We start from the raw sequence: 23,330 nt of genomic DNA on the forward strand, positions 1-23,330 counted from the left end.
AAGCATAAAGGAAGTGAGGGTATGCTAAAAAGGTAATAGAAGATCTATTGCAATCAATATAAATTCAAATATAAACCATCATACAGAACCATTTTAATAGAATAGTAGTAGGGTTATTATTAACGAGTGTAGTAACTGCTTGTTAAATGAATAGGCAAGCTATGGCCGATAAACGGCGTGGTTTACCACGTGAATTGTGCTACGAAATAATTGATTGTGTAAAGTAAACTAGTAGTTACAAGCTGTGGTGTACTAATCGGATGATACGAGAATCTATAGTAGCGAAGAAATATAATAAAGTTGGGAAAGAAAGATGTTTTCAGTTAATTAAAGATTATAGGGAACGTTTTAATAGTGCCACTTATTTTACTGTGAAAATGCGTAATTTCTCAAAATTGCTGACCCAATAGAAAGAGCCATTGCTCTTGAGATGTTAGAGGTAAATAAGATAATTTAAATTATTTTTAAATTGTGATCATATTTTAGATGAAGATGTCATAGATTTAGCTAAAGTATTAGAAAAAAATAGGACAATTAAAAGTATTAACTTAGCTTCTAATAAAGTTAAAGAATAAGGTGCCCCTAGCATTGGCTGAGGTATTGCAAAAAAGTAAGACAATTATACAGATTTACCTAGGATACAATAGAATTAAAAATGAAGGTACCATAGCGTTAGCTGATACATTAAAAGAAAATAGTACATTTACAGACTTTGGTCTAGAGGGCAATTGTTTTGGAAATGAAGGTATCAAGGAATTTTCTAAAGAATTGGAAATCAATGATACAATTACGGACATTTATCTAAGTAGCAATTATTTTAAAAGTGAAGTTGTCGAGGAATTGCTTAAAGCATTGGAAGTCAATAAGACAATTACAAATATTGACCTAAGTAAAAATAAGATTGGAATTAAAGGTGCCATAGCATTAGCTAGAGTATTAGAAAAAAATAAGAATATTAAATACATTAACCTGGAAGACAATGTAATTGGGGCGTTAGGTATAGAAGCATTAACTAAAGTATCAAGAAGAAAAGGCATAGAGATTGGGCTAGGCTCTTAACAATAAGCTTTCCAAGCATTTTGTTGTATAAATTAGGCGATTTTCTTTAGGACCTACCCAAATTTTTAAGAAGGTATATTTTCTTCTTCAGAAGAAACTTTTTCAATATTGGAACAGTGCTATGGTACATTTCATGATTAAACTTTAAGGTAGATTTTAAAGAACTCTTATCCATTCACACAATTTTTTGAAAAGATCCGTTCTTTTTTTTCATTAGCTTTGGTATTATATGCGTATATCGGTAGAAGAGTAAAAAATTAGCAATCGCATCTGCTTTGCTATTCCTATTCTCCCTGTTTAATACTTATTAGTAAGTTATCTTTATGACAGGAAGATTAAAACATGATGGGCTGGCCAAAAGAATCCTTTCCGATCCAATAGCTGCTCAGGAATTTCTAAACCATTATTTACCAGAATCCTGTAAATCATTATTGGATTTTACCACGCTTAAGATAGAAAAAGAATCTTTTGTAGAGGACGATTTAAAGCAAAAACTCAGTGATCTAATCTTCTCCATGAAGATGAAAGATAATAAGGAAGTATTCATTTATACATTGATCGAAGCGGAGGTTAGTCCTAAGTATTGGCTATCGTTTAAGTTATGGAAATATATGTTTCTGTTACTTGAAAGGCATAAAACAAAGAAGAAATCAAAATTACCACTGGTACTTCCCATAGTGTTATACCATGGTAATAGCCCCTTTAATTCCCCAAGGAATTTATGGGATTTGTTTAGTCACCCCATTCTTGCTAAAGAATTTATGGGAGGAGATTATCAACTGGTAGATTTATTTTCTATGCCAGATGAGGAGATCAAGCAGAAGGCACATTTAGGTATGTTGGAATATTTCATGAAGCACATTTATGCCCGTGATATGCTTGCTTTATGGGAAAAATTTTTAGACAATTTTAAGTCTTGTATTCTCCTTGATAAGGAAAAAGGTTATATTTATATAAGGAATTTCTTATGGTATAGTGACAGCAAATTATCTGAAGATACACAACCCGTTCTAGAAAAGATTATCTCAAAGCATCTACCTAGAGAAGATAAAGAAGATATTATGAGAACTATAGCACAAAAATATAGGGACGAAGGTAAACTACAAGGCAAACTAGAGGGCAAACTAGAGGGTAAGCTAGAGGGCAAATTAGAAGGTAAGCTAGAAATTGCCAAGTCTATGCTTCAAAAAGGGTACTATATAGAGGATATTATGCTTCTTACTGGATTATCTCGTTCTCATATTGAGAATATTATGTAATTATTAGGTAGGGATTTTATAAATGCTTATCTATGAAAACATCCTTTCTTAAGCTATTTTTATAATACGGGAAGATGTTGTTTAGTTGTTATCATGGAGCCATGTATGGGTTTGCGTGTTACGTGCTAAAAAATGCATTTTCATTTTTAGGTAAACATATGAGTAGGTTGTTTGATACAAATTAATACAAAACATTGCTGTATGCTTGGGTATACTATGTGTTTATTTATAATTTGTTACATAAAAAATGCAGAAAGTAAAAAAAGAAACCTACTTACTGCAAATCCGATTTGAAAACCATAGCCTGCTATAATGTAGCCAAAGAGTGCACCTGCTAAGATTTCTCCTACAGATTCTGTCAATACACATAAGGAGAAAATCAATGCTTTATGATTCGAATCATAAAGCATTTTCTAATGCGCCCTAAAAGAAAGGAAATTCTGAAGATCCCATAGGTGAAATAGTAATGAAGGAATTGAGTATTAAGTAAAAATAATAAATAGGTTTTTTTGAGAAAAAAGCACATCCAATAAGAAGGCATAAAGGCTTCTATAGAACCGGAGAGATTGCGTTATATTTACAAAATGAAATCCATTACTGAGAGATCAGTAGAGATCTTTCAAATAGATAAAGCAAAAAGAATCACTATGGTATGTCCGATTTCCTATCATTTTAAACCATAGAATAAGCACTTAATCATGCATTTACAATTAACCAATCCGCTTGTTGTTTTAGATTTAGAAACTACAGGTATAGATCTTATCAATGATCGTATTTTAGAGATTGCGTTTATTAAGCTTATGCCCAATGGACAACGCTCTACTTTTCATAAAAGAGTTAACCCAGAAATACCGATTCCTCTTGAATCAAGTTTAATACATGGTCTATATGCAGAAGATCTCAAAGATCAACCTACCTTTAAGCAGCTTGCCAAGGAGCTACTTGTCTTTTTAAAAGGTTCTGATTTAGCTGGTTTTAATCTGATTCGTTTTGATGTGCCGATACTGGTAGAAAGCTTTCTGCGTGCTGAATTAGACTTTAAGATAGACAATAGGAAAATGATAGATGTACAAAGGCTCTTTCATTTAATGGAAAAAAGAACCTTAAAGGCAGCCTATCAATTCTATTGCCAAAAAGAATTAAAGGGAGCGCATAATGCGCTGGTAGATTCAGAAGCAACTATAGAGATTTTACTAGAACAGATTAAAAGATATGAAAACCAGAATGTAACGGATCCGTTGGGAAATATAATGGGTACCATACAAAACGATGTAAAAACATTGCACAACCTCACCAATAGCAATAGGATAGATCTAGCAGGCAGAATCATTTACAATACAGAGCGTTTACCTGTTTTTAATTTTGGCAAACATAAAGGAAAAATAGTAACAGAAGTGCTTAAATTAGAGCCGTCTTATTATAATTGGATACTACAAGGCGACTTTTCACTGGATACGAAGCGTAGACTTACCCAAATTAAAATGGGGACGTTGGTTTAAACGGTTGGTTAGCTTACTACTAGCCATATTACCCATTCATAAGGGACTATACAAATGGTAGGTCATCGAAGTGCTTTTGCAGATGTTATGTTGCCTTTGCCGCTTAAAGTACTAACCTATCGTGTTCCCCCTCCCTACCAAAATAGCCTAAAAGTAGGAAGTGGCGTATTGGTACCGTTGCGTTCAGGAAAAATTTTATTCGCTATAGTAACCAAATTACATAATATTATACCTGATTATACGACTAGATCATTATTAGCAGTAGTCTATGCGCAACCATTGTGCAGCAAACCGCAATTAGCTTTCCTAACATGGCTAGCGGATTACTATTTGGCAACTGTTGGGAAAGTGTTATCTATTGGATTACCTAAGTCACTATACTTACCACACAATATCATTTTTACAGCTACCCCTGCTCTTGACATAAAAACGACAGCAGCTGGAGCAAAAAATATATTAACGGCCCTACAACGGCATCCACACAGTTATCCAGCACTTACCAAATTAGTAGGGAAAGAAGCGCATAAAGCCATTATACATTGCTTAGCAGAAGGATGGATTAAAGCCACAGTTGCAAGAACCATAGCAGATAAGTCAACCGCATCAATACCCCCCCTCTTTGCTGCTGCGTTACAACCGTTGACTATATTGACAACCATGCAAAAAAAAACATTTACGGCTATTCAATCACAATTTGCCACTAAAACGGTAGTATTGCTCTATGGTGCCATAGGGAGTGGTAAAACGGAATTGTATATGCATTGGATAGCAGAAATCTTACGAAAACAAAAACAGGTTTTATTCCTATTACCAGAAATAAGCTTGTTAACGCATATGATAGAGCGTATCAAGCCTTTTTTTGAAAAATGGCTGGTCGTCTACCACTCCAAGCAAACTACGGCAGCACGTTTACAAGCATGGGAACGTACCCTACAGGAACCAACTTTGTTGGTTGTGGGAACCCGCTCTGCTCTTTTTATGCCTTTTCAGCAGTTAGGATTGATTATTGTGGACGAAGAGCACGATATGGCTTATAAACATACAGATAGCGCGCCTACCTATCAGGCACGTGATAGCAGCATTATCCTAGCCAAACAGCATCAAGCCAATGTTTTACTTGGCTCTGGGACCCCTTCTATTGAGAGCTATTACAATGCCCAATCTGCTAAATTTGGACTAGTAACATTGAGCCAAAGATTTAGTACATCCACTGCTCCAAAGTTTTTTTTTATTGATCTAAAAAAAGAAAAACAATATAAGACAATGCGTGAAAACTTCTCTTTGACGCTATTAGCTGCGATGCAAGCAAACAGTCAGGAGGGTGGGCAAACCATCATTTTTCACAATCGAAGAGGGTATGCCTGCTATCTTTTATGTGCTGCTTGTGGAGGGGTTCCCTGTTGCCTTACCTGTTCCGTTAGTTTAACCTATCATCAGGAAGTACAGCAGTTAATTTGTCATTATTGTGGCTATACTACCGCTCCTTTTACCATAGCGCCCTGTTGTGGTTCTCGGCAGCTGCATAATAGGGGATTTGGAACGGAGAAGATTGAAGAAACAGTGCAGTTATTTTTCCCAGAACAAAAAATTGTTCGTATGGATTTGGATAGTACCAAAAGTAAAACTGCCTGTCAAGCTCTTTTACAAAAGATTTCTTCTGATCCAACAGCTATGTTAGTGGGAACCCAACTGATCGCCAAAGGGTTAGATTTTGCTCATATACGCCTAGTAGGCGTACTGGATATAGATGGCTTATTACATTTCCCTGACTTCAGGGCTAATGAAAAATGTTTTCAACTGATTACCCAATTGGCAGGTAGAGCAGGCAGACGCGAACACCGCGGTAAGGTTTTTATTCAAACTGCCCAACCACACCACCCTTTGTTCCGCTACCTAGCTGATGGAAATTACCAAGGTATGTACCAAACTGAATTAGCAGAAAGAGAGAAATTTCTATACCCCCCCTATGTTAAATTAATAAAAGTAACCTTACGTTGTACCAATGAAACTACCCTACAGTTGGGGGCAATGGAACTTAAAAAAATGTTACAAGCAAAGCTTGGCCCTACCGTAATAGGTCCACAGCAACCCTTGGTCGGGAAGGTTAAAAGTTTTTTTCTGTTGGATTTTTTTGTGAAAATAGAAAATAAATATTTACCCCATTTACCAATAAGAAAAGCAATGCTACAAACAGCGTGCCAACAACTTATCAAGCAAAAATTATTCAGTAAAATTCAGTTGCTATTGGATGTGGATCCCATGTAAGCGCTCCCCTCTCACTTGGCTAGAGGAGAAGCTCAGTATACCTATTGTTTTGCTCCCTGCCAAGCCCATCTGGCACTAAAAGCTATTCTCTTGCTTTTCCTATTCCTAAATGGCAAGGGGGCAATGGTAAGCATGTACAATTGGTTGTAAAAACGTAATTTTATGTAAAAAAGTGTACTATTTTTTGGTTGTTAGGAATCCTTAGCTTATTTTTAAGAGGTTTTCTAGGTCAAAGCAATTTATGTTAAAATTAGAAAAATTTAGATACCGCATTTTAGGTATGGTTCTGTGTGCAAAATAGGATAGCTTGTGCTTTTCTATTAACTTTATTTATATAATATATAAAAAGTAGGGGCCTGTAGCTCAGCTGGTTAGAGTGCTACACTGATAATGTAGAGGTCCGTGGTTCAAGTCCACGCAGGCCCACTTTTATTTGATTAATGCTATATAAATTACTAAAGATGAGTCGTTTTTTTAAGCAGGTTTGTACCATTGCTATAGGTTGCTTTATGGCTTTAATGGGCCTATGTTTATTGATGGTGTATGTGTTTTCATTCGCAATAGGTACGGATAAGAAATATGCGATCAAGGAGTCTTCCATTTTAACCCTCTCCATGCAGGGCAAAGTAATTGAAATAAATGCACCGGAGGACTCGCTCTGCTCGTTGTTTGAAGTGGGGAAAGAAAAAAATAGAAATATAGACTTAAGAAAACTAAAGAGATCCATTCAAGCGGCCACGACCGATGAGCGCATCGAGGCTATCTTTTTAAAGGTATCTCCCCTGTTTAATGGAGGTTGGGCTGCTTTAGAGGAAATAAGGGAGGCTTTGTTGTCCTTTAAAAAAGCAGGAAAACCCATTGTAGCGTATGGAGCGCCCTCTTATACCAATAAATCTTATTATATAGCTTCCGTAGCAGATGATATTGTATTACATCCTGAGGGGCAAGTTTTATTTAAGGGATTAGCTGCAACCGTTTATTTTTATACGAAACTATTGCAACAGCTGTCTATTGAGCCAGTTATATTCCGTGTAGGCAAGTGCAAAAGTTATGTGGAGCCTTTTTGCTTGAATCAAATGAGTGCAGAAAATAGGCAACAAATAGAAGTTTATCTTTCTGATATCTACAATCATTTCTTAGGGAACATTAGCTTAGCTAGAAATATACCAGTTCCTAAGCTTAAGCAATTGGCCCATAATCTTTCTGCTATCTTGCCCTGTGATGCACAGCAGGCGGCGCTAGTTACTAAAATAGACTGTGAGGAAGGAGCTAGGGAACTGTTTCAAAAGCAATACGTTAAAACAACAAATAAAAAAGATATTAATTTTATTGATTATAGGAATTATTTATGGGACAAACGGGTAGCTGCGAAGCAGGATCAAGCAGCTTGTAAAAATAGGGTAGCCGTTATTGTAGCAGAGGGGGAGATAGTGGATGACCGCAGCAGTGATCCAAACTACTTAGGGGGGGATACCTTTATCCGTAATATTAAAGCCGCACAAGAGGATCCTACCGTTAAGGCAGTAGTCTTACGCATCAATTCTCCCGGTGGGTTAGCCTATGTATCAGAGAGCATGTGGCGGGCTATAGAGGAATTAAAAAAGACTAAAAAAGTAGTAGCTTCGCTATCAGATGTGGCTGCTTCAGGTGGTTATTATATGGCGGCACCTTGTCATTATATTTTTGCTCATCCTACTACGCTAACCGGCTCTATTGGTATCTTTGCTTTGCTCTTTAACCCTGAGCCATTGATGCAAAAAATAGGTATTGAGCAAGATGTGGTTAAGACAGCGCCTTCTGCAGATTGGGGGGTATCTCGTATAAAATGCACCCTTGAGGAAACTAAGTTGATCAATAGGTGTCTGCAAGAAGGATATGCTAATTTTCTGTATAAAGTCTGTAAAGGACGCAATATGACCTTGACTCAAGCGGAAGCAGTGGCGGATGGGAGGGTATATACAGGTAAGATGGCCGTGGCCAATGGATTGGTGGATGCATTAGGCGATCTTGAAGCGGCTGTTGTAAAAGCAGCCGAATTGGCCGAGCTAACAGAAAAGTATGAAACTATTTATTTCCCATTTCCTCGATCGAGATGGGAACGATTGATAAGTTATATTGATAAGGGTATCAGTGGGAAAGAACCCATGCTTACTGCCTTGCAGAAGGAATACCCCTTTTTGCAGCAGTTGGCTAGGACCCGCTCGCAACAAGGTATCCAAGCGCTACTCCCCTATACGGTTGCTATTGCATAGTAAATAAAAATAGTTTAAATCCAATGCCGATTTATCTATCCGCTTGTTCTGCACATGCAACTGTCCGCTTATTCCCTACTCCCTAAGGAAAATTGCCATGGAATAGCCTGGTATATGTATATCTATGCCTCCTTAAAACTTCAAAGCGTGACGTTACCATGGTGTATACATAAAATGATAACCAAAGTTTCCAAATAAATATGGTACAAATTGGCGATCTTAAATTAAGTGATTTTCCCCTTTTATTAGCACCTATGGAAGAGGTCAGTGATCCTCCTTTTCGGGCTATCTGTAAGACGTATGGCGCAGATCTGATGTATACAGAGTTTATCTCGTCAGAGGGACTTACACGTAACGCTAACAAAAGTTTAAAAAAGTTAACCATATATGAACAAGAACGCCCCATAGGCATACAAATTTTTGGTGAAAAAATAGAAGTTATGCGGGAAGCAGCCGCTATCGTAGAACAAGCACAACCTACTTTACTCGATATCAATTACGGTTGCCCTGTTAAGCAGGTAGCCTGTAGAGGAGCAGGTGCTGGTATTCTGTTAGATTTGCCTAAAATGCAGGCTATGGCAGCAGAAATTGTTAAACAAGTGTCCATCCCTGTTACCGTTAAAACACGTCTGGGATGGGACCACCACTCTATTAAAATTGTAGAAGTGGTACAACGGTTACAAGATGTAGGTATACAAGCGGTTAGTATCCATGGTAGAACAAGACAACAAATGTATAAAGGCATAGCAGATTGGAGCTATATTGCCGCTGTAAAAGCCCACCCTGGCATCCATATCCCTATTTTTGGAAATGGTGATATCGATACCCCACTTAAAGCTATTGCTTATAAAGAAAAATATGGGGTAGATGGTATAATGATTGGCCGTGCTACTATTGGGTATCCTTGGATCTTTAGAGAAATTAAGCATTATTATGCAACGGGTACGCTGCTCCCCCCACCGACCTTGGTAGAACGTGTGGCTACCATTCAACAACATCTATCCCATGCCATCCAGTGGAAGGGAATGCAAACCGCTATGCTAGAAATGCGGCGGCATTATAGCAATTACTTCAAGGGAATACCATATATCAAACCCTATCGCGCTCAATTGGTAGAAGCTTCCTCCTATGCTGCCCTATGCGATGTATTAGAAGAAATAGCTGCCTTGCCCATAACACAAATGGTTGCCAACTAGAACGTACGCAATAATGCTATATGCTCCTTTCCCCAATGCTTCATTTTATTATGCGGAGTGTACCTCTACCATCGATAGGATCCAGCCTTATTTAGCACAAGGGAGATTAGCAGAGGGAACCGTATGGATAGCAGATTATCAAACCAATGGAAGAGGACAAAGACAGAATAATTGGGAATCGGAAGTAGGAAAAAATTTATTATTTACCTTGCTGCTTTATCCAACGGTATTGGCAGCCGCAGCTGTCTTTGCTTTGAATATGATTACTTCCTTAGCAGTTTATGAAGCGGCAGCCTACTGGCTTAACCCAATAAATGTGGCCATTAAATGGCCCAATGATATTTATTATAAAAATAAAAAGCTAGGAGGTATCTTAATTGCTACGCAAATAGGCAAAACACATGTTAAATCAGCCGTAATCAGCGTTGGATTTAATGTGAATCAGTTAACGTTTAAAACGCCTTTTGCTACTTCTTTGGCATTGCATCATGCGGCCCCCTTAGATAGGTCCTTACTGCTCAATCAAATGCTCCATGCATTGGGTATGTATTATGGCCAGCTTCAAGCTAATAAAATAGAATCGCTTTGGACATGCTATTTGGATAAATTATATTGTAAGAATGAATGGCATGGCTTTCAAACAGTAAATGGATATAAGCATGGTAAGATTGTAACCGTAAATAGCATAGGACAATTGGTGATAGAAACATACCATGGACAACAGGAGCTATACAATCCTAAAGAGATAGCTATGGTCAGCTAGGGATATTTTAAGAAGATGTGTATATTCCTCCCTGGCGGCTTTGCCCTGTGTTAAAGGAATATGTTTAGGAAGAATGGCTGGACTTTTCTAGCGTAGTGCCTATAAATCAGCAGAGGGTACTCTGACAGGTAGCTTAAGTGGTTGTAATAAATTTTGTATGAGCAGTATGCTCCAGTGACCTAGCATAAAAACTACCTTAACCTCTAAGGGAAGTAGTAAAATTACCTTACATTGCATTCTAGATTTTTGCATGTTAGCTACGCCTATTGATCCGATACTTTTTCGTAAACTATTACTGGGATGGTATGCCATACATCAGCGCTGTTTACCTTGGCGTGCTACTAAAGATCCCTATAAAATATGGCTATCAGAAATTATCTTACAACAAACTAGAGTAGTACAGGGGTTGCCTTATTATGAACGTTTGGTAGCACAATATCCTACCTTAAGCGTATTGGCTCATGCAACAGAACAAGAAGTCTTACGTTCGTGGCAGGGGTTGGGTTACTATAGTAGGGCACGTAATTTACATCAGTGCGCTAAAACTGTTGTACAACAGTATCAGGGAGAATTTCCTAATAACTACCGTACACTGTTAACGCTTAAGGGCATTGGGCCTTATACAGCCGCAGCGATTGCGTCTATTGCTTTTAAGGAAGTGGTGGCGGCAGTGGATGGGAATGTTTACCGTGTATTGGCACGTATCTTTGGATTAGCCCATGACATAAGCACGCTGCAAGGAAAAAAATACATTACGCAACTAGCAACGGCATTGGTGGATCCTTTGTATCCCGATCGTTACAGTCAAGCTATTATGGATTTTGGTGCGCTGCAGTGTACGCCTTCGTTGCCGCTTTGTGCAACTTGCGTTTTTCAATCTTATTGTAACGCTTTCCATAGCAATAGACAGCATATATTGCCTGTTAAAACTGCTAAAATACATAAAAGAAAACGCTACTTTGACTACATTATGGTCGCACATGGGGATACTGTATTTATGAAAAAGCGTACGCACCGTGGTATTTGGCAAAATATGTATGATTTCCATTTGGTGGAAAATAGTCAACGGCTTACCTTAGATCAAATGCAGGATGCGCTGCTTAATTTATTGCAAGAGCATCGTTTGCCTATTGTAACGTTTACAGAGGAGGTAACTCATCTGCTAACCCATCAAACGTTGCTTATAAAATTCCATAAAGTAGAGGTTTCGTTGCCTTTTTTACAAATGGCTACTGCTTGTTTGACTGAAATGGCTTTGGAACCTTTTGCTACTGCTGCTGTGGAAGCTTTGCCTAAACCTATAGTTATTCAGAAATTTTTACAGAAACGCTTGCTGGAAAAGAAATAGAACTTGGAAGAAATCTTACAATAGGGATACCTTATGATTCATTACGAGTCTTTTATAGGGTATCCTATGTTCTTCAATTGATAAAGATGGGGATGAGAACGCTTGGAGTGTGGTGTATGTAAAATTAAATAAATAGGAAATGTCTGTTGAAAGGGATGGGTTGGCTCTTGCAACAGAAGTGTAAAATTTGTATAAGAGTGTAAAAACTGTTAAATTGCCTCTAGTTTTTAGCTACACAAAACACAATGACCCAACATTTCTTCCTGGAGGCAAAATAAGGGGCAAGATAAGGGGGGCAAGATAAGGGGGGCAAGATAAGGGGGGCAAGATAAGGGAGGCAAGATAAGGGAGGCAAGATAAGGGAGGCAAGATAAGGGGGGCAAGATAAGGGGCAAGATAAGGGGGGCAAGATAAGGGGAAGCAAGATAAGGGAGGCAAGATAGGAGAGAGTGAGGTGAGGGGGGCAGCAATAGAAGACCTACACACACAAGGAACGGCAGCTATTGAGGGGGAGCGTGAAGGGGGAAGAAAAGGAAGGATTCCGTGTAAGGGAGTGGGAATGGGGCGCATTCAGTTTTTGGTGGAAAAATTTAGAAAAATGGAAGGATATGGGCAGAAAAGCACGTCTCCATCTAAGGCTTATATTTATTAATAATAATTTTTAATCAGTTTATTTTGCATAATACTTTTCAAAAATATAACTTGCCACCTGCGCTATTGAGTGCGTTGGCAACCATGCAATACACCTGTCCTACTGCTATTCAAGATCAGGTGATCCCCATAGCCTTAACAGGTCAAGATGTTTTAGGTTCTTCTAAAACAGGTAGTGGTAAAACAGCTGCCTTCTCTATACCTGTGGTAGCGCGGCTTATGCAAAATCCAGCTGCAGCTGCATTGGTTTTAGCGCCTACACGTGAACTTGCAGAGCAAGTAGCAGAGGTGTTTACTACTATGGTTAGAGGTTCTAGGCATTTACGTACGCTACTATTAATAGGGGGTGAACCTATTGGTAAACAGTTAATGCGCTTGCGTAGTCGCCCTACTATTATTGTAGGTACACCTGGTCGAGTAGAAGATCATTTGTGTAGAGGATCGTTGCAACTGCATGATACCACTTTCTTAGTATTGGATGAAATCGACCGTATGCTAGATATGGGTTTTGCTATTCAAATAGATAAAATTATTAAACGTTTGCCCATAGAACGACAAACTTTAATGTTTTCAGCTACATTAGATAAGAATATTGAATGCTTGGCAAAAACCTATTTGAGGAAACCGGTACGTGTCCATATTGAAACGGCTGATAGTGATGTGAAAAGCATTGAGGAATCCTATAAGTACCTGTCGGAATCAGATAAATTCCCCGTTTTATTGGAACAGTTAACTAAACGGGAAGGATCTATTATTGTTTTTGTTAAAACACAACTAAGAGCAGATGAACTTAGCTATAAATTGCAGCAGGCAAATTATAGCGTTCGTGCTATCCATGGTGGCTTAAAGCAACAGCAGCGAAAACGTGTCATAGAAGATTTTAGAAACAAACGCTATGCCGTTATTGTAGCCACTGATGTAGCAGCAAGGGGATTGGATATCGATCACATTAAACATGTCATTAATTATGATTTTCCGCAAGCGGCAGAAGATTATATCCATAGGATTGGTAGAACAGGAAGAGCAGGTGCTACAGGTTTTGCTTTTTCTATGCTTGCCGCTTCTAAGGAAAAAAGACTCTGGCATATCATTCATAATGAACCGATAGAGGAAGAACGAAGCGCCTTTAGACGGGGACCTTCCATAAGGTTTAACAAAAGGAAGCCCTTGGGATTCCATTCCAATTCAAGGCGTAGTTGCTCTAACTAAAAATAAGACCAAGCTTGTTCCTCCCTATCTACTTAACCGTGTAAAGAGAGCCGTTAAGCGACCATAGCATGTAATATATCCTAGGCTGCCCCCTGCTGTTGCAGCCTAGGTGGCTAACCATTTAACGCTATTTTGATTTTTAGCTTAATGATGGTACGCTTACCCTCTGCTGCTCGGATCAAATTGGATCAATATAGTTGTGGAGAATGCCCTAAATAATGCTATACAGACGGAAAGAGGAGCTATCTTATTGATTGATAAGCCCCTTAAGTGGACTTCTTTTGATGTAGTTAAGAAGCTCCGCTGTGCGCTTAAAGTAAAAAAAATAGGTCATGCGGGTACCTTAGATCCGTTAGCAACTGGGTTGCTTCTGATTTGTAGCGGGAAACAAACTAAAATAATTAGTTCTTTACAAGAATTACCTAAAACCTATAAAGGGCAAATAGTGTTGGGTAAGACTACACCTTCCATGGATTTAGAAACCCCTTTTATAAGTGAAACTAATTGTACGCATATTACAAAAGAAATGGTATATGCAGCAGCTGCTTCCTTTGTAGGAACCACAATGCAAACACCACCTGCTTACTCAGCATGCCGTCTGAATGGTAAAAGAGCTTATGCAATGGCTAGACAGGGACAAGCGGTTAACTTAAACGCTCGTTCTGTTACAATTTATTCCTTAGAACTTACCGCTATGCGTCTACCAGTTATATCGTTTGAATTGACTTGTAGTAAAGGAACCTATGTGCGTAGCCTTGCGCATGACCTCGGGCAAAAATTAGGGGTCGGTGGCTACTTACATAGCCTCTGTAGAACACAGATAGGTCCTTATAATCTAAAACATGCCTTTGCTATAGAGGAAGTGTGCTAGCTGGTGAACTAAGCCCTATCCTGTTAAACGGGATAAAGATTGATTACATTTAATTTGCTTTGAAAAAATAAATATAGAACCCGGACAAATAATTGTATTAAAAGCTAATTTTTTGTATAATACCTGAGCTTCCCTAGTTTAAATAGAGAAACGCTAACGACGAAACATGCGTTGCCTAATGGCATAGCGCTGCTTGGTGTAGTTAGTAAATTGAACTAAGTTAAAATAGTGTTGTGTTTACAATAAAGATAAACTTTAATTAAATAGACCGATGAAACTTAAAATTATAGTAGGGGGCATGCTGCTATGGCATGGCACTACCTATACTGTTTACAGTAAGGTAACCCAGAAGGAAATTCAGCAAGATAATATAGAGTTATTTGATAATGAAGAAGATAAGTCAATTATGTTTGAGGGGAAGGAAACAGGGGAAAAAGCAAATGAAGAAGAGCCTTTTTTGTTGAAGCTACGGGGTGCTGTGGCTATGGAGCCTTCTATGGGCGTGCAAGGGAATAGTGTAAAACCTGCTAATAAGGTAAAGGTAGGGTTAACCTTAAAAGCAGATATCCCAGGTATATTGCGTAATAACCAAAATGTGCAGGTAACTACGAAGCTTGGTTTTAGTACGAAAGAAGCAAAGTACACGGAGATAATGGTAGCATTAGGAAAATATAGCTTGGGTTATGGTACTACTTTTTTTGCTCATAAGGAAGGCAACCCTTCTTTACCAGTCTCTGTAGATGGTAACACCATACAGTTCAAGTTTGAAGATGCTTTGGATTGCTTTAGATGGGGCTTGGCAATTGAGCAGCCTATTGCGGTAAAGGTGGGTTGTTTTTGTATAAATCCCAAGCAACAAAGTAATACCTTTCCTAAGCAGCAAGAAAAAGAAGATACAAAAGAGGAGGAAGAAGAGCAAAAGGCCATTCAATTAGATGATGATAAGAAATCTTCCTTTAAGTTAAAAAATGATATCCCTACCTTAATCTTAAAAGGAGGGATTGTTACAGATTGTTTTCATGTGACGTTAGGTTTGTTAGGACGTTTAACAAATTATACACATAGTAGTAGTAGCGACCCTAAACAGAAAGGGCTCAATAGTTTTCAAGAAAGTTGGGGTTGTAATTTAGTTGCGCAGTATAAAAAAGCTAAATGTACGTTTACAGCGCAGGGTGTGTATGTGTATGGGTTGGGTGATTATGTAACGGGCTTAGCAGCGATTCAAAAGGATAAGGAGCGGGAAGAAATGTGCGCTTTCTATTACCTTGATAAGGATAAAAAAGAATTAAAAGCAATAGCTGCAGTGGGAGGAGGTGCTACACTTGGGTGGGAGCTTACTTCTAAATGGGACATTCAGACAGCAGTGACTTATCTTACTGTGGTAAATGAGGATAAACAAGATAAACCAGCTATTGCTTATAAGAGCCAGTGGGCGGTAGTATTTCCAGAAATTACTTATAAGTTTAGTAAGCATTGGGCAATCGCTGGAAGCTATAGTTTGGATAAGGAATTGAAAAAAGACAAACTCAAAAATGAACCTATTAAACATGCATTCAATAGTGCTATAAAGTTTATTCTTTAAAAGAAAGGCGTTTTTGGAGTAATGGTTCGGTAATGGGATGTGTAATCTATATTTTCAGTGGCACTTTTTAGCTTTATTTAATTTTGTTTTAATAAGTTCGCATAAAGTAGGGTGTATGTATTGTTTCCAATAATTTAAATTTAGTTATGCTGTAAGTAAACAAAATGAAGTGTGCAAAGGGAAGCTTGATGCTTAGTGTAGGGATCGTGCTGAGCAGTATTATTTTCAGTTTGGCGTTTGTGCATGTACGCAACGATAAACGTTAATGTATTCATGTGAAGGGGTTAGCAGAGCGGGAGGTAGATGCTCCACTCGGGATTTGGACTATTCATTTTGAAGCTGTAGATAATGATTTGAATAAACTGAATGCACAGCTAAAAACCCAAACAGAAAGTGTGACCTCTTTTTGCTTGAGCAGGGTTTTACACATCAGCAGATTGTTTACGGAGTCCCTATGCTAAGCGACTATAGAGAAGAAAACGCACAAAAATTAAGATATGCATTAAAAATGAAAGTAACGCTATATGCTCCAGATGTTTCCTTAATCTGGTCATCTGCTCAAAAATCTAAGAAGTTAATGGACAAAGGTGTACATTTGAGTGACTATTGGGGGAGTCCTGTAAAGTTTGATTTTACGGAATTAAATAAGATTAAGCCTTCTATGCTAAGGGAAGCAGCAGACCAGTTAGCTGCTGATGCCCATATAACGTTAGCTGCTTTGTCTAATGCTACGCAAGGTTTACTTGACGATCAATGATACAAATATACCCACTAAAAAGCTTGTGCGTGTTGTTATCTCTATGACTTATAATATTAAATAATAATATAAGATGCATCTTTCAAAAACCAGCCGCTTTATTGCTTGCTTTTTTGTATTAAACTTTTGTCCTATTCTTGTATCTAAGAATAGGTCGATGAGGATATAACCATGAACAGCCTTGATATTCTATTGACTATACCACTTATAGTAGGTATTTATAGTGGCTTTAAAAAGGGGTTTGTAGTAGAATTGGTTTCTTTTTTGCTATTGCTAGTTGGCTTAAGGCAGGGGGTATCTTTGTATTATGGATTGTTACCTATTGCACTGCGCACGTTGCCTGCTTTAGCAGAAGTGCTTCCTACTTGTTTAACTATACTCCTGCTTATGCTGGGAGGAGGGGTTGTTTATGTGTTGATAGCATTAGTAAAACGTATGGTACGCTATACTTTTTTGGGTACCTTTGATAATGTGTTGGGTGCATTACTTGGGTTTTGTAAATCAGCTTTTTGTATGGGCATATTGCTATGTGCTTGGAGCTATATAGGTTTTAAACCTTTGCCTCCTGTTTATATGGCTAATAGTAAACTTTTGCCCTTATTACAGTCTATGATCCCCTGTATGGTGCAAGTTTTAAAAGCGAAGCTTCCTTGCTAGTAGTAGAGGTACATACAATCGTACAGCTATACAACTTTAGCTGCTTCCTCTTTATGTTTATATATGTTTCTCTTTTTTGTTGTGTGTCTGTTATGGATTCTGTAAATTTACGCTATCCATGTTAGTTTAGGTTTAGATACATTACAGTAGACGCTTTGCATAGATCGTTGAATTTTATGTAGGACTTATTTCAAGTAAGCAGATAAATGATGAGTAGATGCCGCCAATTAAAGAACAGCAGAAGATGCGCCTTTGTAGTTTTCTTGTGGGTAATAGGTATGGCTACCATAGCCCCCCTCTTTGCTGCACGGAAAAAAGAAAAAGCAGCTACAAAGGACAGTAAGGATCCCTTTTTAATCCAATATGCGGAGGCAAAAGCAGTATATAGGGAAGGAAATTATAAAAAAGCAAAAATAGCATTAGAGGCGCTTAGGGCAGCAAAGTGCCCGGAAACACTTAGGCCATATGTTCATTTTTACTATGCGCTGACTGCTTACCATGAGGGCGACAAACCATTAGCTGCCCAAACTTTTAATGAGCTGTCCCATGATTTCCCCCTATGGGATAAAAAAGAGGAAGTATACTATTGGATAGCCCACTGTAAATTTCAAGAAAAACACTTCGCAGAAGCTTTACACTTTCTTAGCTTGATTCAAAATAAACGTATGGCTGAGTCTGTAGCACAAATGAAAAAATATTTTCTTAGCCAAATAGAAGCGGTTTCATGCTTACAACAGCTAGCGGAAACGTTTGATAAGGAAGTTATTGTAAAAAAACTCTTATATAAAAAAGCAGCTTATCAGGCCTATATAACACAGGACTTTACACTACTTAATCAAATCAAACAACAATATAATCTAGGAGATTATACCTATACCTATGATCCTTTATATCGTCTGGTATCCAATCGAAAAGCCTGTTACCGTGTAGCGATCTTTTTTCCGTTTTTTGTAGATGAGATTGATTATGAGTCTAGTACGAGTTTGTCTTCATTGGTGCTGCCTCTTTATCAAGGTATACAGCTGGCTAGAGAAGCATTAGCAAAAGAAGGCATTGCCTTACAGCTTTTTGTTTTTGATACTAAAGGGGATACCTCTATTACACAAGCATTGCTTACACAGAAAGAGCTACCTTATATGGATCTCATCATAGGTCCCTTCTATTCAGATCCCATTTCTTTGGTAGCTTCCTTTGCAAAGCAGCATAAGATTAATTTTGTGAATCCTATTTCCAGTAATGCTGCCATCATCCAGGGAAATCCCTTTGCTTTTCTTTTTCAACCTATGCTGGAGACCTATGCCCAAAAGGCAGCTCAGCTTACGCTAAGTGCTATCCAAAACAAGTCGGTAGCAGAACCTTGTATAGCTGTTTTTTATACCCATGCACGAGAAGATGTGTTGCAAGCAACACGATACAAATATTGGGTAGAGCAAACACTAAGGAGACCATTGGATTGGTTTATAGAATTATCCGATAATGCAATAAAAGATTTTTTTGCGCAGCTCAATAAACCCGATCAAGAAATAGAAAAAGAAGATTCAGATAATAATAATGATAGTAAAATAACAAAAGAAGACTTAGCAAAAATTACCCATATTTATATCCCATCTAAAGATAAATTATTGGTTTCCAATGTAATAAATTTGCCTTTTAAATTAGGTACACGCCCACAGATTATAGGGCATGAGCAGTGGATCAAAGATGAAATAGTAACGCTACATCAGCTAAGAAAATTGCCTTTTTTATTTTTATCTGGTTGTTACATAGATTTTAGTAGAGCTGAAGTAACAGATTTTCGCAATAAGTTTTTCCAAAGGACGGCTACTTTTCCCACATTATACAGTTATATCGGTTATGAAATGATGCTATTTTTTGGACGTATGCTAGCAACATATGGTACTTACTTTCAGAAGGAGTGGGAAAATAAACCCTATGACGGAACCCTGCTTCAGAAAATAAATTATGGAAAATACCATGCGAATCAGCATATTACGGTATTACATTTTAGTGGAAATACGTTCACAGTGGCAGAAACACCCTAAATTATGTACAGGCAACTAATAAGCTACTGCATGGGGAAATACGGGCAGTATAAGGATGATATAATGGTAGTATATTGAGCATGTCTACTTCTCTTATAAATGGTTATCATTTACCTGTAATGCTAGATGAGGTAATACAGGGATTAGCGATTACCCCAACAGGCTACTATGTGGATAGCACTTTTGGGGGAGGGGGGCATGCAAGGGGCATAATGGCTTCTCTTGTTACAGGTCATTTATTTGCCTTTGATAGGGATAGAGCAGCCGCTCAAATAGCCCGTAGCTATACAAATACTACTTGTACCTTTATAAGAGCCCCTTTTAGCTTTATAAAGGAATTTCTAAGTTTTTATGGTATTACCATCTTAGATGGATTGGTAGCAGATTTAGGCACTTCTGCGCACCAGATAGATACGCCAGCGCGTGGCTTTGCTACACGTTGGGATGGTAATTTAGATATGCGTATGGATCAAACCTCCCCCCATACAGCACAGCACATTGTGCAGCATTATACAGAAGCACAACTAACACAATTGTTACGCCTGTATGGAGAAGTCGATCGGCCCGCTGCTATTGCGGATGCCATTGTCAAAGCCCGTAAGAAAACAGCCATGCTAACTACCTATCAGTTGAGAACAGTAGTCGAACCCTTTGCACCTAGGTGGCGTGTTGACCAATATTTTGCGAAAGTATTTCAAGCATTCCGTATAGAGGTAAATAATGAATTAGTTGAGCTGGAATGCCTATTAAAGCAATGTGTGGATCTTATTAAGCCGGGTGGTCGAATTGCCTTTATTGCTTACCATTCGCTAGAAGATCGCTTGATTAAAAATTTTTTATATACAGGAAACTGTTCGGGCAATGTCGAAAAAGATGCTTACGGCAATCTTTTGCGTCCTTTTGTACCCTTGCAACGCAAACCTATAACCCCTTCTCAGGAAGAAATCAATAGAAATAGACGTGCACGCAGCGCACGGTTACGCATAGGTGTACGGATTCCGCAAAACCCGTAAAAAAGTAGTTTAGAAAAGTTTGATTTTTGTATCTTTATACGCATATAGTTCAGGGCACATGTTAAGGTAAGTATGGTTATACTATTTTGGATGCTTTTTTTTGCTGCCTTATTGGGTGGTTTAGCAGTTGCTATGCAATCCACTATTCCAGCTAGCGTTTTACCGTTTTTATTAGCTTTTTCAGGAGGATATCTATTGGCTGTTACGCTGTTGCATCTCTTACCAGAACTGTTTGCTTCTGAAATAGAGCCATTGCATATAGGTAGCTATATGCTAATGGGGTTTTTCTTGCAACGCATTATTGAACTATTTAGCGGAGGTGTAGAGCATGGCCACACCATGGCCTCTGATGCAAAGCATGATACCATACATCAACATAAAGTGCTTCCTTTTTTGGTTTGTATAACATTGCATGCGCTCTTAGATGGTGCTGTTTTGGTGCATGGTCATTGGTGCCATTATGCGACCCGTCAGATGAGTCTTGTAGCAGGCATGCTGTTACATAAAGCCTTGGAGGCCTTTGCCTTTGTAGGTGTATTGCGCAGCTTTTCCTTAAGCAGAGGTTCCCATTTGCTTTATTTGGTTTTATTCTCCTTAGCTTCCCCTTTAGGATTGTGGATAAGTAATTATGTAAAGCATTACCTTTCTGGGTATGTTAGTACACTGCTATTGGCTATTGTAACAGGTAACTTTCTGTATATTGCTGCTACTATACTTTTCGAGGCAAATCCAGGTCATCGTTTCAACCGGTTTACTTTTTGGGTTAGCTTACTAGGCGCTAGCTTGGCTGCTTATATAGAATTTTTAGGATAGCAGATTATATCTTTGTGGTATAAAGCGCAGCAATTTTAGTAATAGAAGTAGCGTACCTATGCAGGCATCTGATAAAGCAATCATTAATGAAATTAAAGCTTTAACCGATTTGATTAGGCACCATAATTTTTGTTATTTTCAGAAAAATGCAGCTGAGATTTCAGATTATGCTTATGATCAATTGGTAGAGAGGTTAGTACAACTGGAGAAGACTTACCCTCATTTTAAAGAACCGAATTCTCCAACAGAAACAATTGGCGAAAAGCCTTCCTATCGATCTCCATTGGTGCACCATCCACTTCCCATGCTTTCCCTAGCTAAAACTTACTCAGAAGCGGAAATCGTTCAATTTGTTGCAAGGGTAAAAAAAATAGCACCAGACTTATCTATAAGTTTTGTATGTGAACCCAAAATAGATGGTGTAGCATTGTGCATACGGTATGAAAGCGGTAAGTTGGTAGCTATAGTCACACGGGGGGATGGCACCGCAGGCGATGATATTACCCAGCGTGCACTCCAATGTATGCAGCTACCTACTGTAATTGAGGATGCTCCCCTTGCTTCATTTGAAGTACGTGGGGAAGCATTTATGTCCAAAGCTTCCTTTAAAGCCTTCAATGATAAGCGAAAAAAAGAAGGCAAACCATTATGGGCGAATCCTCGAAACATTACGGCGGGTACGCTCAATGCTTTAGATATAGATCTAGTGGAGGGACGTCAATTGGCATTTTATGGTTATAGTTTATATACACCTAAACCATTCCTTGCTACCCATCAGGAAGCCCTTGCATGGCTTGCCAAGTGGGGTTTCTCTACACTTCCTATTTATAAAGTATGCAAAGATGTATCAGCTATAATGACCTATATCCATTATTGGGCTGAACACAAAAATGAGTTACCTGTTGGCATAGATGGTATTGTTATTAAGGTTAATGAGTTCGATCAACAACAATTGCTAGGTGCTACCGCCAAAGCACCCCGTTGGGCTATTGCTTATAAATATCAACCAGAAACGGCTCATTCTACCCTGGAAAATATTACTTTTCAAGTAGGTAGGAGTGGGGTAGTTACGCCTGTGGCCCATTTTAAACCTGTTGTATTGGCAGGGACCTATGTAAGTCGAGCTTCCTTATACAATGCAGAGGAGCTTGCTAGAAGGGCATTCCACGTAGGGGATACCATTTTAATTGAGAAAGGGGGCGATATTATTCCTAAAATCGTAGGGATAAATCTTGCGCATCGCAAGGCAGCACAGCAACCTATCCTATTTCCTCAATCCTGTCCTGCGTGTGCCACGCCGCTCTATCGAGCAGCAGGAGAAGCCATTTATTATTGTCCCAATAAGCAGCGCTGTTTGCCTCAGCTGAAAGGTCTCCTATTGCATTTTGTGCAGCGCAGAGCAATGGCGATTGATGCCATAGGACCTAAAACAATTGATGCATTATGGGAGGCCAAGCTAGTGCAAACAGCAGCAGATCTTTATAAGTTGCGTTATGAAGATGTTATCCAGTTAGCAGGTTTTCAAGCGCTATCTGCACGTAAACTTTTAGCTAACATTCAATCTTCCAAAGCAAGACCCTTTGATAGGGTATTGTTTGCATTAGGTATTAAGCATGTGGGAGATACCCTAGCTAAGACATTAGCCCTTCATTTTGCGTGCATGGAGCGTTTGCAGCAAGCTCCCCTATCAGAACTGCTAGCGATACCAACCATTGGAGCAACTATTGCGCAACATATAGTAGCCTACTTTCAGGATCCCGATCAACAAGCATTACTAGCTGATTTACAATCAGCAGGTTTGCAATTTTCTTTACAACAACAAGCTATAGCAGAGCTCCCGCTATCAGCAAAGAAAATTGTCATTTCAGGTACGTTCCACTATTTTACACGGGAAGCATTGATGTATTGTATCGAACAAGCAGGTGCTACTTTGGTAACTTCTATTTCTGCTAAAGTAGATTATGTAATAGCAGGACAAAAGGCTGGCCCAGCAAAATTAGCCAAAGCAAAAGCGTTAGCTATCCCTATTTTAGGGGAGCAGGATTTTATGAATTTAATTCGTTATGAGTCTTTATCTTGCATTTAAGTTTATAG

General features: G+C 38.5%; 19 protein-coding genes and 1 tRNA gene. 19 read left to right on the forward strand and 1 reads right to left on the reverse strand.

Translation table 11 applies throughout. From position 1 onward, the window contains the following. The first annotated feature begins 600 nt into the window (after positions 1–600). Together DK880_RS04400 and DK880_RS04405 are read left to right on the forward strand one after the other, a co-directional pair. The gene (locus DK880_RS04400) at positions 601–1,059 is read left to right on the forward strand and encodes a leucine-rich repeat domain-containing protein (RefSeq protein ID WP_162534208.1); all 459 of its coding nucleotides are present in this window, start codon (positions 601–603) and stop codon (positions 1,057–1,059) included. A 323-nt stretch (positions 1,060–1,382) separates the two neighbouring features. Further along, positions 1,383–2,318, forward strand: a complete 936-nt coding sequence (locus DK880_RS04405) for an Rpn family recombination-promoting nuclease/putative transposase (protein WP_109997573.1) — start codon at positions 1,383–1,385, stop codon at positions 2,316–2,318. A gap of 236 nt (positions 2,319–2,554) precedes the next feature. Here the strand turns inward: DK880_RS04405 and DK880_RS05285 are convergent, their stop codons facing one another. Beyond that, positions 2,555–2,728, reverse strand: coding sequence for a hypothetical protein (locus tag DK880_RS05285; protein ID WP_162534209.1), 174 nt, complete (start codon positions 2,726–2,728; stop codon positions 2,555–2,557). Positions 2,729–3,016: 288 nt separating this feature from the next. Here DK880_RS05285 and DK880_RS04410 point away from each other — a divergent pair, with 288 nt between their 5' ends. The 17 genes from DK880_RS04410 to ligA all read left to right on the forward strand — a co-directional run bounded on the left by DK880_RS04410 (position 3,017) and on the right by ligA (position 23,322). Beyond that, the gene (locus DK880_RS04410) at positions 3,017–3,817 is read left to right on the forward strand and encodes a 3'-5' exonuclease (protein ID WP_109997574.1); all 801 of its coding nucleotides are present in this window, start codon (positions 3,017–3,019) and stop codon (positions 3,815–3,817) included. Positions 3,818–3,871: 54 nt separating this feature from the next. Continuing rightward, positions 3,872–6,082 carry a replication restart helicase PriA gene (priA, locus tag DK880_RS04415; protein WP_109997575.1) on the forward strand — a complete coding sequence of 737 codons (2,211 nt, stop codon included), beginning with the start codon at positions 3,872–3,874 and terminating at the stop codon, positions 6,080–6,082. A 352-nt stretch (positions 6,083–6,434) separates the two neighbouring features. Beyond that, positions 6,435–6,508 (forward strand) — tRNA-Ile (locus tag DK880_RS04420). A gap of 35 nt (positions 6,509–6,543) precedes the next feature. Further along, positions 6,544–8,334: a signal peptide peptidase SppA gene (sppA, locus tag DK880_RS04425; RefSeq protein ID WP_162534210.1), complete on the forward strand. Its 1,791-nt coding sequence runs from the start codon at positions 6,544–6,546 to the stop codon at positions 8,332–8,334. Between the two features lie 200 nt (positions 8,335–8,534). Then, positions 8,535–9,530 (forward strand): tRNA dihydrouridine synthase DusB, encoded by a 996-nt coding sequence (gene dusB, locus DK880_RS04430; RefSeq protein ID WP_109997577.1) that lies wholly within the window; start codon positions 8,535–8,537, stop codon positions 9,528–9,530. After that, positions 9,520–10,293: a biotin--[acetyl-CoA-carboxylase] ligase gene (locus DK880_RS04435; protein ID WP_162534211.1), complete on the forward strand. Its 774-nt coding sequence runs from the start codon at positions 9,520–9,522 to the stop codon at positions 10,291–10,293. The genes dusB and DK880_RS04435 overlap by 11 nt, the downstream gene beginning before the upstream one ends. A gap of 250 nt (positions 10,294–10,543) precedes the next feature. After that, entirely contained in the window at positions 10,544–11,641 is a 1,098-nt protein-coding gene (gene mutY, locus DK880_RS04440; RefSeq protein ID WP_109997579.1) for an A/G-specific adenine glycosylase, read from the forward strand. Between the two features lie 454 nt (positions 11,642–12,095). After that, the gene (locus DK880_RS04445; protein WP_109997580.1) at positions 12,096–12,293 is read left to right on the forward strand and encodes a hypothetical protein; all 198 of its coding nucleotides are present in this window, start codon (positions 12,096–12,098) and stop codon (positions 12,291–12,293) included. Between the two features lie 23 nt (positions 12,294–12,316). Further along, on the forward strand, positions 12,317–13,501 hold the full coding sequence (locus tag DK880_RS04450) for a DEAD/DEAH box helicase (protein ID WP_109997581.1): 1,185 nt from the start codon (positions 12,317–12,319) through the stop codon (positions 13,499–13,501). A gap of 199 nt (positions 13,502–13,700) precedes the next feature. Then, the gene (gene truB / locus DK880_RS04455) at positions 13,701–14,372 is read left to right on the forward strand and encodes a tRNA pseudouridine(55) synthase TruB (RefSeq protein WP_239302522.1); all 672 of its coding nucleotides are present in this window, start codon (positions 13,701–13,703) and stop codon (positions 14,370–14,372) included. A gap of 271 nt (positions 14,373–14,643) precedes the next feature. Further along, positions 14,644–15,954, forward strand: a complete 1,311-nt coding sequence (locus DK880_RS04460) for a hypothetical protein (RefSeq protein WP_109997582.1) — start codon at positions 14,644–14,646, stop codon at positions 15,952–15,954. Positions 15,955–16,408: 454 nt separating this feature from the next. After that, entirely contained in the window at positions 16,409–16,711 is a 303-nt protein-coding gene (locus DK880_RS04465) for a hypothetical protein (RefSeq protein WP_162534212.1), read from the forward strand. Positions 16,712–16,882: 171 nt separating this feature from the next. Then, positions 16,883–17,368: a CvpA family protein gene (locus DK880_RS04470; protein WP_109997584.1), complete on the forward strand. Its 486-nt coding sequence runs from the start codon at positions 16,883–16,885 to the stop codon at positions 17,366–17,368. Between the two features lie 278 nt (positions 17,369–17,646). Then, a complete protein-coding gene (locus DK880_RS04475) occupies positions 17,647–19,410 on the forward strand; it encodes an ABC transporter substrate-binding protein (RefSeq protein WP_109997585.1) in 1,764 nt (587 codons plus the stop codon). A gap of 80 nt (positions 19,411–19,490) precedes the next feature. Beyond that, positions 19,491–20,423 (forward strand): 16S rRNA (cytosine(1402)-N(4))-methyltransferase RsmH, encoded by a 933-nt coding sequence (gene rsmH / locus DK880_RS04480; protein WP_109997586.1) that lies wholly within the window; start codon positions 19,491–19,493, stop codon positions 20,421–20,423. Between the two features lie 72 nt (positions 20,424–20,495). Next, positions 20,496–21,236, forward strand: a complete 741-nt coding sequence (locus tag DK880_RS04485; protein ID WP_109997587.1) for a ZIP family metal transporter — start codon at positions 20,496–20,498, stop codon at positions 21,234–21,236. A 58-nt stretch (positions 21,237–21,294) separates the two neighbouring features. Further along, positions 21,295–23,322, forward strand: a complete 2,028-nt coding sequence (gene ligA, locus DK880_RS04490) for an NAD-dependent DNA ligase LigA (RefSeq protein WP_109997588.1) — start codon at positions 21,295–21,297, stop codon at positions 23,320–23,322. The last annotated feature ends 8 nt before the right edge of the window (positions 23,323–23,330 follow it).

The organism is Candidatus Cardinium hertigii, assembly GCF_003176915.1.
Taxonomy (GTDB): Bacteria; Bacteroidota; Bacteroidia; order Cytophagales; family Amoebophilaceae; genus Cardinium; species Cardinium hertigii_A.

What these genes read in the sequence shown, in the direction of transcription:
- mutY (WP_109997579.1), top strand. Translation starts at nt 10,544, where the DNA reads ATGTTAGCTACGCCTATTGATCCGATACTTTTTCGTAAACTATTACTG.
- dusB (WP_109997577.1), top strand. Translation starts at nt 8,535, where the DNA reads ATGGTACAAATTGGCGATCTTAAATTAAGTGATTTTCCCCTTTTATTA.
- DK880_RS04460 (WP_109997582.1), top strand. Translation starts at nt 14,644, where the DNA reads ATGAAACTTAAAATTATAGTAGGGGGCATGCTGCTATGGCATGGCACT.
- rsmH (WP_109997586.1), top strand. Translation starts at nt 19,491, where the DNA reads ATGTCTACTTCTCTTATAAATGGTTATCATTTACCTGTAATGCTAGAT.
- DK880_RS04465 (WP_162534212.1), top strand. Translation starts at nt 16,409, where the DNA reads ATGCTAAGCGACTATAGAGAAGAAAACGCACAAAAATTAAGATATGCA.
- DK880_RS04475 (WP_109997585.1), top strand. Translation starts at nt 17,647, where the DNA reads ATGGCTACCATAGCCCCCCTCTTTGCTGCACGGAAAAAAGAAAAAGCA.
- DK880_RS04470 (WP_109997584.1), top strand. Translation starts at nt 16,883, where the DNA reads ATGAACAGCCTTGATATTCTATTGACTATACCACTTATAGTAGGTATT.
- sppA (WP_162534210.1), top strand. Translation starts at nt 6,544, where the DNA reads ATGAGTCGTTTTTTTAAGCAGGTTTGTACCATTGCTATAGGTTGCTTT.
- DK880_RS04410 (WP_109997574.1), top strand. Translation starts at nt 3,017, where the DNA reads ATGCATTTACAATTAACCAATCCGCTTGTTGTTTTAGATTTAGAAACT.
- priA (WP_109997575.1), top strand. Translation starts at nt 3,872, where the DNA reads ATGGTAGGTCATCGAAGTGCTTTTGCAGATGTTATGTTGCCTTTGCCG.
- ligA (WP_109997588.1), top strand. Translation starts at nt 21,295, where the DNA reads ATGCAGGCATCTGATAAAGCAATCATTAATGAAATTAAAGCTTTAACC.
- DK880_RS04405 (WP_109997573.1), top strand. Translation starts at nt 1,383, where the DNA reads ATGACAGGAAGATTAAAACATGATGGGCTGGCCAAAAGAATCCTTTCC.
- DK880_RS05285 (WP_162534209.1), bottom strand. Translation starts at nt 2,728, where the DNA reads ATGCTTTATGATTCGAATCATAAAGCATTGATTTTCTCCTTATGTGTA.
- DK880_RS04485 (WP_109997587.1), top strand. Translation starts at nt 20,496, where the DNA reads ATGGTTATACTATTTTGGATGCTTTTTTTTGCTGCCTTATTGGGTGGT.